Below are 10,928 nucleotides of genomic sequence, written 5' to 3'. Positions count from 1 at the left end.
GAGATATGAAACGTATTAGGTGTGAATTATTTTGGCTCTTTTTTTAAAGAATCATTTTAATTAAAGAGTTCTGCGAGGCTATCCCGTTGTTAAACCGGTTTGATTGGAGTGTAAGGTGCGAGACTCCTGTGGGATTAGCAGGAAGGTGAGACCCCGCAAGCATTGCTTGTGAGGCTCACTGCCCGCCCCACGGAAAGCGGGCATCCTTGAGCGGAAATCAACCCCTTGTTCCATAGGAGCAAAGATAACGAAAACAGCCTTTGTCAAAGCAAAAAGAGAAGTGCAGATTTTTCACGGCAGACAAAATAAGAAGTATAATAATAAAGAAAAATTCAAATTTTTGAAAGGGGAGGATGAAAGATGGATTTACAAGTAACTGATAAAACTGCTCTTGTTGTAGCTTCAAGCCAGGGGCTAGGGAAGGCAATTGCAGAGGAACTGTTAAAAGAGGGAGCAAATGTGATGCTGACAGGCAGAAATGGCGAGAAACTTGCCAAGCTTGCTGAAGATCTCAATAGGCTGGGATATGGCCGGGCAGCTTATATTAAAACTGACATCACCAAAGCTGAAGATATCAGCGCTATGGTGAAAGCTGCTGTATCTGAGTTTGGACGATTGGATATTTTAGTTAATAATGCCGGCGGCCCTCCTGCAGGTTCGTTTGAAGATTTATCAGATGAAGACTGGCAGAATGCGTTCGAGCTGAATTTATTGAGTTACATACGGATCATTAGGGAGAGCCTGCCGCACCTGAAAAGGAATGGCGGAAAAATTGTCAATATAGCTTCATCTTCCATCAAGGAACCCCTCCAGGGAATGGCTTTGTCGAATACCTTCCGAACAGGAATCGTGGGCTTGGCCAAGACCCTGGCAGCAGAGCTTGCACCACATGATATCCTTATCAACACTGTCGGTCCGGGAAGGATTGCGACAGACCGGGTTGCTCAGCTTGATAAAATCAATGGAGATAAAAAGGGAATCAGCGCTGAAGAAATGAAACAAACCATGTTATCCTCCATTCCGCTGGGACGCTACGGGGAGCCGGAGGAGTTCGCGAGGTTTGCTGCTTTCTTAGTATCAGGAGCAAATACCTATATGACCGGACAGGCATTCTTAGTGGATGGCGGTATGGTGAAATCGATTTAACATCATGATAAAAAAATATAACGTTTGATATAGGAGCTGGCATTATGGGTTTGGATAAAAAAATTACAGCAATAGGGTTTATTGGAACTGGAGTTATGGGGAAAAGCATGGCACGCCACCTGCTGGACGCAGGGTTTGAACTGTTCGTTTATAACCGGAGCAAGGAGAAAGCGGAGGAGCTTCTCGCAAAAGGCGCAAAATGGGCTGTGTCTCCAGGAGAACTTGCGAAAAAGGCAGATGTGATTATTTCTATAGTAGGGTATCCTCAAGATGTAGAAGAGGTTTACTTAGGTAAAGACGGAGTCGTCGTAAATGCCAAGGAAGGCACTTATCTGATTGACATGACCACTTCGACTCCATCGCTTGCTGAAAAGATTTATCATGCGGCAAAGAGTAAAGGGCTGAAAGCTCTGGATGCACCTGTTTCTGGAGGAGATATTGGGGCACGGGATGCAAAATTGGCGATCATGGCTGGCGGTGATGAAGAAGACTTCAGGGAGATGAAGCAAATTTTTGATTTGCTTGGCACAAATGTTGTATATCAGGGACCTGCAGGCTCAGGGCAGCATACAAAAATGTGTAATCAGATTGCCATTGCTTCCAATATGATTGGAGTTACGGAAGCAATTGTTTATGCAAAAAAGGCAGGGCTTAATCCGGAAACTGTGTTAAAAAGCATCTCCACAGGAGCTGCCGGAAGCTGGTCATTGTCTAACCTTGCACCTAGAATGGTGAAAGGAGATTTTGAACCTGGATTTTTCATTAAGCATTTTATTAAAGATATGAAAATCGCTTTAGAGGAAGCAAAAAGGATGGATATGGAAGTACCCGGTCTTTCTCTTGCAGAATCACTTTATGAAAAGCTTTCTCGTGATGGAGAGGAAAACAGCGGTACACAGGCATTATATAAGTACTGGAAATGAATTTTGAGGTAATTTTGTGCAACTAAGTCAAAGCAGGGGTTTCGAATGAATAGAAAAAGCATGCTGCCCATGGCAGTATGCTTTTTCTATTATGAAGCTTGATTTCCTGCAGCTGGGCTTATTTCGAAAGGAACTTTTCCATTCGATCCAGAGCTGTTTTTAACGTTTCTAATGAATAAGCGAAGGATATGCGGAAATATCCTTCACCCAACGGAGAAAACGCATCCCCGGGAACAACCGCGACTTTTGCTTTTTCAACAAGTTCAAGACAAAAAGCCAATGAAGTATCGTAATTTGCCGGGATTTTGACAAAAAAGTAAAAGGCACCGTCTGGCTTAACGATTTCAAGATTCATGTCAACTAAACGCTGGAATACATATTCCCGTCTTTTTGAGTATTCTTCTTTCATAGGCAGTGAATCATTAAAGCCCTCTGTCAGTGCGGCAATCGCAGCTTTTTGGGAAACTGAAGATGCGCAGGCTACATTATATTGGTGGACCTTTAAGATATGCCGGCAAATGGAAGCAGGTGCGAATAAAAAACCGATTCTCCAGCCTGTCATGGAATGGGATTTGGATAATCCATTAAGGAGAATGGTCTGATCCCTTAGGAACTCCGCGATTGAGGAGTGTTTTTGTTCATAAACTAGCTCACTGTATATTTCATCAGCCAGAATGAATATATCACGGCCTTTTACAAGTTCAGCGATTGATTGCAGCTCTTCCCTGCTTAACGTTACACCGGTCGGATTGGACGGGTAGGGAAGGACAATGCAGCGGGTATTTTCTGTTATGTACGATTGGATGATTTCTGCAGTCAGCCGAAAGCCGTTGGACCTTGTATCTGCATATATGGGGCTTGCGCCGCACATTTTAATGAGGGGTTCATACCCGGGGTAAACTGGACCCGGGAGGATGACTTCACATCCTGGGCTAAGAATTGTCCTGAAGGCAATGTCAATGGCTTCACTGGCACCGGCAGTGACAATGATTTCATCGTCTGCCTTGTACTTTAGCTGATATTTCTTTTGTACATATTGTGATGCGGCTTCTCTCAGTTCGATGAATCCGGCATTATGTGTATAAACAGTGTAATCCTGGTCGATGGCAAGCTTAGCGGCCTCTTTAATATGCGCCGGAGTCGGAAAGTCAGGCTGGCCAAGTGTCAATGAAAGAGTGCCTTCAATGTGGGCTACCATATTGTAAAATTTTCTGATTCCGGAAATCTCTATTTCTTTGACAAGTGGATTGAGTAAATGTTCCATAAGCAGTGGTGCCTCCTTTTCTTTCATTCATTTTATCATTTTACGGCAGCTGAATACCATTGATATTTACACAGCTTTTCAGAAGGATTATTTTTGACTATAATGAAGTAGGCATTGGTATTGATACATAGAGCATGAGCAAATTTTTAATGAGGATATGATATTGTGATACGAATATGCAGAATCGGAAATGATCATGAACCCGTTTTTGGGTCATCATTGGAAGATGTAAAAGATAATAATATTCAGTGGCATTGGGCGGATTTTTATAATCCTGATGAGCAGGAAATGAAAATGCTGACAGATTTCTATCATTTTCACCCTTTGGCTATTGAGGATTGTATGGATAATTTCAATCAGCGCCCAAAAATGGATTTTTATGAAGATTATCAGTTTCTGGTCATACATTCTCTTGAACAGAAGGGGCTTAGTGCAGTAGAATTGGATATGTTTGTCGGGGAAAATTTTATTGTAACGTTTCATAAGGAGCCTGTTCCGGAACTGGAAGCTAACTGGAAAAGTATGCAGGACAGCAAAAGCCTTAAAAGGGGCCCGTTTTTCTTGATGCATTCATTAATTGATAAAACGGTGGATGAATATTTCCCCCCTGTATATAAAATGGAAACAGAATTGAATGAAATAGAAGATAACACCAAGAACGATACGGTCAGTGAACTGATGGATCAATTATTTGACCTCAGGGCAGATTTGTCAAAATTAAGAAAAACCATTCTGCCGATGAGGGATATGCTGTACAGAATGATTCATTCAGAACGGCTAAGCTATTTGAAAGAACAGCATCTTTATTTCAATGATGTGCACGATCATCTGCTGAAGCTTGCTGAAATGCTTGAATCCTACAGGGATTTTTCATCAGACATCAGAGACAGCTATTTGTCGCTGAACTCCAATAACATGAATACCACCATGATGACCTTGACCGTAATTACGACCATATTCATGCCGCTGACATTTATAGCAGGCGTGTATGGAATGAATTTTAAAAACATGCCAGAGCTGAATTGGCATTATGGCTATTATATTGTTTGGGCCGTTATGCTTGGAATTGCGCTTTGCATGTTTTTGTATTTCGTGAAAAGAGGCTGGCTGGGATCTGGAAGAAGAAAAAGAAAAAAAAGTCTAAACAGAAGATAATGCAGGTAAAAGCAGGGATGGAAATATTCCTGCTTTTTTCAATTTTTATGCACTCGTGCGGTTGCGGTTTTTTGTAAAAATTTGCTATAATTTTACATGGTATATTTTCATAGTTTTACAAATCAATCATATTCTGGAGGTGGACCATGGAATTTGCAGAATTGACGAAGCATGAAGAAAAGAAAGAGTATGCAGGGTTTTGGATTCGCGCAGCTGCTTATCTGATTGACGGAATCATTGTCGGCATTCCGCTTTATGCCATTTATTTTTTCATTACTATGTTAATAATGGGGGCCGCAAACGGATTTTCTGATGAAACACTCTCAGATTCCGATTCAGCAGCCCTAATAATTGGAATGATCATACTGTTCCTTATTACGTTTATCGCAGTCACTTTATATTTTTCTTTGATGAATTCTTCAAAGTGGCAGGCGACCTTGGGCAAGAAGCTAATAGGCCTGAAAGTGACGGATCTGGAAGGGAAAAGAATATCTTTTTGGAGAGCTTTCGGCAGGTTTTTTGCTATGTATTTGTCTGGCATTTTTTATATTGGCTATATTATGGCAGCTTTTACTGAAAAAAAGCAGTCCCTGCATGACTTAATTGCCGGAACGGTTGTAGTGAAATCCCGGAATTGATGTCATATTAGGTACTGCAGGGTCATTAGAAGAAAAAGGAGGGATTTTGTGGAAAGAAACGAGATTGCTGATCATTATACGAAATATTCCGAGTGGCTCCAAAGCTTAAAGGAAATGGATGAAACAGAATGGATAACCCCTGTTTCAGAAGGGAAATGGCCGCCTGCAGCCATTATCAGCCACATTTATTTCTGGGATACATTTTCCCTTCATGAACGGTTTCCATTCATTGCAAAGAATGCGAAGCTTAGTCCGTATCCTGATTTTCAAGAGTTTAATAAGGAAGCAGAAAAGTTTGCTGCAAGCGGCATTTCAAAAGAAGAACTATTAAATAAACTCCTCGAGATAAGAGAGGAAATGAAAGAGTTTGTTAACAGGCAATCTGATGATATGCTGGATGCGCCTTTTTATATTGGGGAACATAGCCTGACACTAAGAGAATACTTGGCTGATTTTACTTCCCATGATTTGCATCATCAAGAACAAATCATTAATTGCTGCAGGTAGTATAAAGCAGATTGCATATGCAGTCTGCTTTTTCTGCGGCATTAAACAAATACAGAAGATTGCCGACATTAATATAGAGAACCAAGAAATTCATAAAATAGATAAAATGGAATACCGCAGCTGGCAAGAGCCTATAACGAGATTTGGCTGCAGGAAAGGCGAGGGAGATATGGAAAGCAATAAAGGAATTCTTCTTGAAAGCGGAACAAATGAACTGGAAATCGTTGAATTTTCCATAGGGAAAAATAAATTCGGGATTAATGTTATAAAAGTAAAGGAAATTATCAATCCGGTAAGCATTACAGAAATTCCCCATGCACATGGTCATGTTGAGGGAATCATTGAACTGAGAGGCGAAGTTTTGCCTATAATTGATGTGGCAAAAGCTCTCGGATTTAAAGGCTCAGATAACCCGGCCCAAGATAAATTCATTGTAGCGGAATTTAATAAACAGAAGATTGTTTTTCATGTACATAATGTGACACAGATACATAGGATTTCCTGGAATCAGATTGAAAAGCCTTCTAATATGTATCAGGGGCTGGACAGCCAGATTATCGGAGTCATAAAGTTAAATAGTGAAATGATCCTGCTTTTGGACTTTGAAAAAATTGTGGTTGATATCAATCCGGAGTCCGGGATTAACATTCAGCAGGTGAGGAAGCTGGGAACCCGTGAACGATCTAATAAAAAGATTGTTGTGGCAGAAGATTCGGCATTATTGCGAAAGCTCTTGCAGGATACGCTAAGCGAGGCGGGCTTTCATAATATTGACTTCTTTGAGAATGGCCAGGATGCACTATCATATCTGGAGGAAATCGTTTCAACAGGCGGGGACATTGAAACAAGTGTTCAATTGGTTCTGACAGACGTTGAGATGCCGCAAATGGACGGACATCATTTTACCAAAAGAATTAAGGAAAGCAGCAAGCTGAAAAAATTGCCTGTTATCATATTTTCTTCACTCATTACAGATGATTTATTGCATAAAGGAAACATGGTTGGAGCAGATGCGCAAGTGAGCAAGCCGGAAATAGCAGAATTAATTGGCCTTATTGATCAGTTAATCCTATAATTTGTCCATTCAAGAGAAAAGCAGACAAAAACGCCCAAAGGACATATATGTTCTTTGGGCGTTTTTGATTTGGTGGCAAATGAAATCGTTTTAGAAGTATTGATTGCTAGGAGATGCAGAAAAGGGATCCCGGTGCTTTAATACTTAAATCCCTTTCCTAAAAATGAGGAGGGGAAGGTGTTCTGAAATGACTTTTTTGAATTTGTCTTTTGGCCGGCAGGGCGTTTGTGGCTGTCTTTTTTATTTAGTGCATTGCAGGCGGCTTGTCCTATATAAGCCTGAAGTATTTGTTTTGCCCGATTTAAGGAAAGGACGGTTTTTGGATTTCTGACAGATTGCGATCTGCTGCCTAAATGAGGCAAAGTCTTTAAGTCTTCCCTTGTCGGGGGCAGGTGAAAAATATATTCTCCGCAACTGATAATAACATCCGATTGCTGTGCTGAAAATTTTGGATGATCAGAGAAATGCAGACCCATTTTTTTTGCCTTTCCCTCACTAAGGAGTTTGTTTAAAGAAAGCCGCTTCAATTCATATAACTGTTTTGGCTCCGGAGCAGTTTTTGCATGTTTATTGATTATGAAGATAGCCTGGGCAAGAGAATTGGCCTCCGCATGGTCATTGTCGTCAGTTTGCCCTTTATTCTGGTTCATAGGGAAACTCCTTTCCTAAAGTAGCTTTTAGCATGCAGTACATATTATACCATTTCCAAAAAAGAAGGAAAATAAAAGAATGAAGGAAAAAACGGCCGGGTCTTATCCAAGCTCATGAGGATAAAAATATGGCAGGCAGGAAATGTGGGGGTTCTCGCACAGCAAAAGTGAAACTTGATGGAAAGTTTCACTTTTTTCAGGCTTGCTAATTAAAACCCCAAAGGTTTAACCAAAAACTTGAGTACAGCGGTTGTGCGGGAGAAGCGGCAGAAAGACTGCAGGCGTGCGGGGGAGAGCATCCCTGCCAGCCCGCGGGAAAAATTACTTGGGAGAAAAATTTCAGGCTTCGTTTACCTTTGCTGATTATAAATGTTAATATTTTCTGTCACGCCTGCCTGGCTGCCGTAAACAGGCGGATATCCTGGGTAAGGAGGATAAGCAGGATATGGAGGGAATGGATAGCCTGGCTGTATTGGCGGGTAAGGCGGATAAAATGGCCGTGCAAAAGGGCGGAATAATAATGGCCCAATGGCAAGTCCTGCTACAAATGGCAGCAGGGGAAAAAATCTTTGATCCTGATATTGTCCATTGCGCGAGTAAAAGGAATAAGGAATGTTTATATGATTTGATGGATAAAATTGCTGTTGCATGGGTTAACCTCCTTTTTCTCTTATTCCTTACAGTGTATGGTGTTTTGTTTATTTGGAGCCTGTATTATATGTTTTAAGGAAAAGTAAACTGTGCTTGAAGACCTTGATGTGCTGTCTTTTATCCTGACTTATTTACGATACACAGCAGCAGAGAAGGATAGGGAAACAAGGAGAATTCCGGGCAGAAGAGGTTTGCAGCTTGCTGCAGCATTGCTGTATAGGTATGGTTTTAAAAGGCATTGAGAAAATCAGGTGAAGTAAAACATATTTTAACTAAAAGATAGAAGTTTAAGGTAAAATATGAAAGATGTACTTAGAATGCTTGTAGAATGATATAATTTATATAAAGTGCAAATAGAATGTTTCAGCAACTCTTAATCCAGACAGATAACCAAAAAGATATTGGGAAAGCATACAGATGCTTTTGATCATATAATTACTAACAATACTGTATGTTGAAATCATAAATAACGCTACTATATATAAAACGGCCGCACGCATTTTTCATATTATCTCCATAGTATGGGAATTTCAGTTCCGGTGATAAAAAAAGGCAAATCTGCACAATTGCTCATAAAGCATTTCTGGAGAAATGAGGGCGGGTTTTTCCTTCAGTATTTATGCCTAAAAGTTTTTATCTTTTTGATGCTTAGCATGTTCAATGCCTGCGATGAGGGATGAGGACAGGTGTGCTTTTAGTGAATAAATATAGAAAAATAGGTTCATTTATTAACCGCCTATCTTTTATATACTGTTTTCCTAATAATAATAAACTATGTGCACAATAAGCAGAATATAGTATTTTTTTAATATGATTGAGACGAATCAGAAAAATAGATAGAAAAAGGAGTGCAATCTTTACAGGAAGATTTCATTCTTGCTTTATTGATGAACACCTATACGGGGGTAACAGAATGATGACTCTGCCATTGTTTTTAACAATGATTATACTTTTTTTTACATTGGTTTTCCTTATCCATGGCAAATTCAGAGCCGATTTAATTGCCTTAGCCTCCTTGTTGGCACTGGGTTTAACACGTATATTGACGCCTGATGAAGTTTTATCCGGATTTTCGAATTCTGTGGTAATCATGATAGCCGGCCTTTATATCGTTGGAGCCGGAATTTTTAATACAGGACTGACTGAAGTGATTGGCTCACAGGTAATCAAAATGAGCAAGGGAAGCAGTCTTAGACTTCTTATCATTAGTATGATTACCACTGCCATATTAAGCGGATTATTAAGCGGAACAGGGATCGTGGCGATTTTGCTGCCGATTGTCATGAGCATGGCGATAAAGCAGAAAGCCAGTCCGTCGCGGTTTCTGATTCCCATTGCCTATGCAAGCAGCATGGGCGGAGTTCTGACATTGATCGGGACACCTCCAAATTTGATCGTGGATGCAGTACTTAAGAAAAATGGTTTTGACGGTTTTAAATTTTTTGACTTTACTCCGATTGGATTAATTATCCTTGCAGCAGGGCTTATATTTATGCTTGCAGCAGGAAGAAAACTGCTTCCTGACCGGTCTGCACCAGCTGGAAGCGGGATAAAAGGGCTTTCAGCTGGAGAGCTTGCCGGCATGTATAAAATTTATGACAGGCTGCATTATCTTCATATCCCGGCACATTCTGACCTGGTTGGAGAAAGACTTTCCGACCTGAAGCTTCCGGAAAAGTATGAAATTACCGTAATTGAAATCAAAAGGGACAACGAAGAGAAATCCGGTCCCGATGCCTCGGTAAAAGAGGATACTTTGTCGGCGAGTGCAGATGAAATCTTCCATCCTGAAGATATTATTTTAGTTTTTGGTGCAGAGAATGATGTATGCCGCCTCGCTAAGGACTATGAACTAGAGTTAAAGTATTTTAATACAGAGCAGATAAAAAGCCATTTTGCCAGCAGTGAATTCGGACTGACAGAAATTTTGATCATGCCCAATTCAGATTATGAAAACCAGACATTGCGTGATATCCATTTTAGGGAAAAATATCAGTGCAGCGTTCTTGCCATTAACCGGAAGGGAGAATATATTCAGGCTGACGCAGGAAATGAACAGCTTAATCCTGGAGATGCACTTCTTATTCATGGGAAATGGGAAAATATAGAACGAATATCTGCTGATTTACAGGATATTATCGTAATTGGGAGTGCCCCGGAAGAAAGTGAAAGGAGCCCTTACTCGGCCAGAAAGGCGTTAATGGCTGCTGTTATTACCGGGCTTATGATTCTCTTTTTGTCCATTGATATTATCTCGCCGACTATTGCCGTTCTTTCAGCCGCATTTCTGATGATTGTAACAGGCTGTGTAAGGTCTATTGAAGAAGCCTATCAGAGAGTGCAATGGGAGTCGGTAATCCTTATTGGAGCCTTGATTCCGCTTTCTGGGGCATTGGAAAAGACGGGCGGATTATTAATGATCAGCACCTGGCTGGAAAAATCCCTGGGTGATCTAGGTCCATACGGCGTTTTGGCAGGTTTTTATTTATTGACGATGCTTTTGGGTCAATTTATTTCGAATGCTGCCGCCGCTATTATAATTGCGCCTATTGCCTTTACATGCGCCATTAATATGCACTACAGCCCCGACCCGATTTTGATGTCTGTTGCAGTAGCTGCGAGCATGGCATTTACAACGCCTGTTGCATCTCCTACCAATGCACTGGTTATGACCGCAGGTGAATACAGGCTTAAAGATTTCGCGCTGATTGGCATATTGCTCCAAATATTAATCGGGATTATCATGATTTTCACTATTCCATTATTTTTCCCGTTTTAACCACAGGCTCTTTGTTAATCGGTTTGTTTGGATAGTAAGGTGCCCGGGGAAAGTGAATATCCTGAAGCGGAAATCAGCCGCCATGTTCCATCTCAGCAAAGTTAACGAAAAACTGCATAAACATTACGGCAAAAAACCAT

The 10,928-nt window shown here is 40.8% G+C and carries 11 protein-coding genes; 8 read left to right on the top strand and 3 right to left on the bottom strand.

The genetic code is table 11. From position 1 onward, the window contains the following. Nucleotides 1–360: 360 nt before the first annotated feature. A complete protein-coding gene (locus tag BIV59_RS21910) occupies nucleotides 361–1,146 on the top strand; it encodes an SDR family oxidoreductase (RefSeq protein WP_071353577.1) in 786 nt (261 codons plus the stop codon). Nucleotides 1,147–1,190: 44 nt separating this feature from the next. After that, nucleotides 1,191–2,069 (top strand): NAD(P)-dependent oxidoreductase, encoded by an 879-nt coding sequence (locus tag BIV59_RS21905; RefSeq protein WP_071353576.1) that lies wholly within the window; start codon nucleotides 1,191–1,193, stop codon nucleotides 2,067–2,069. Nucleotides 2,070–2,187: 118 nt separating this feature from the next. Here the strand turns inward: BIV59_RS21905 and BIV59_RS21900 are convergent, their stop codons facing one another. Then, nucleotides 2,188–3,333 (bottom strand): aminotransferase A, encoded by a 1,146-nt coding sequence (locus BIV59_RS21900; RefSeq protein ID WP_071353575.1) that lies wholly within the window; start codon nucleotides 3,331–3,333, stop codon nucleotides 2,188–2,190. Nucleotides 3,334–3,498: 165 nt separating this feature from the next. Between BIV59_RS21900 and corA the strand changes: the two genes are divergently transcribed. From corA to BIV59_RS21880, 4 genes are all read left to right on the top strand, one after another. Beyond that, nucleotides 3,499–4,488: a magnesium/cobalt transporter CorA gene (gene corA, locus BIV59_RS21895; protein WP_071353574.1), complete on the top strand. Its 990-nt coding sequence runs from the start codon at nucleotides 3,499–3,501 to the stop codon at nucleotides 4,486–4,488. Nucleotides 4,489–4,634: 146 nt separating this feature from the next. Beyond that, entirely contained in the window at nucleotides 4,635–5,126 is a 492-nt protein-coding gene (locus BIV59_RS21890; RefSeq protein ID WP_071353573.1) for an RDD family protein, read from the top strand. A gap of 48 nt (nucleotides 5,127–5,174) precedes the next feature. Continuing rightward, the gene (locus BIV59_RS21885; protein WP_071353572.1) at nucleotides 5,175–5,633 is read left to right on the top strand and encodes a DinB family protein; all 459 of its coding nucleotides are present in this window, start codon (nucleotides 5,175–5,177) and stop codon (nucleotides 5,631–5,633) included. A gap of 169 nt (nucleotides 5,634–5,802) precedes the next feature. Next, nucleotides 5,803–6,708: a chemotaxis protein gene (locus tag BIV59_RS21880; protein ID WP_071353580.1), complete on the top strand. Its 906-nt coding sequence runs from the start codon at nucleotides 5,803–5,805 to the stop codon at nucleotides 6,706–6,708. A gap of 137 nt (nucleotides 6,709–6,845) precedes the next feature. Here BIV59_RS21880 and BIV59_RS21875 read toward each other — a convergent pair whose 3' ends face one another. Both BIV59_RS21875 and BIV59_RS23980 read right to left on the bottom strand, forming a co-directional pair. After that, on the bottom strand, nucleotides 6,846–7,358 hold the full coding sequence (locus tag BIV59_RS21875) for a YkyB family protein (RefSeq protein ID WP_071353571.1): 513 nt from the start codon (nucleotides 7,356–7,358) through the stop codon (nucleotides 6,846–6,848). 350 nt (nucleotides 7,359–7,708) lie between these two features. Continuing rightward, entirely contained in the window at nucleotides 7,709–8,008 is a 300-nt protein-coding gene (locus BIV59_RS23980; RefSeq protein WP_205684407.1) for a penicillin-binding protein, read from the bottom strand. Between the two features lie 90 nt (nucleotides 8,009–8,098). Between BIV59_RS23980 and BIV59_RS23875 the strand changes: the two genes are divergently transcribed. Both BIV59_RS23875 and BIV59_RS21865 read left to right on the top strand, forming a co-directional pair. Next, nucleotides 8,099–8,251 (top strand): hypothetical protein, encoded by a 153-nt coding sequence (locus BIV59_RS23875; protein ID WP_170846225.1) that lies wholly within the window; start codon nucleotides 8,099–8,101, stop codon nucleotides 8,249–8,251. A 671-nt stretch (nucleotides 8,252–8,922) separates the two neighbouring features. After that, nucleotides 8,923–10,788 carry an SLC13 family permease gene (locus tag BIV59_RS21865; protein ID WP_240501973.1) on the top strand — a complete coding sequence of 622 codons (1,866 nt, stop codon included), beginning with the start codon at nucleotides 8,923–8,925 and terminating at the stop codon, nucleotides 10,786–10,788. The last annotated feature ends 140 nt before the right edge of the window (nucleotides 10,789–10,928 follow it).

Origin of the sequence: Bacillus sp. MUM 13 (assembly GCF_001866725.1) — a bacterium.
GTDB lineage: Bacteria > Bacillota > Bacilli > Bacillales > DSM-1321 > Peribacillus.
The sequence above is the reverse complement of the archived record's forward strand: the minus strand, read 5'-3'. Positions and strand labels throughout refer to the sequence as shown.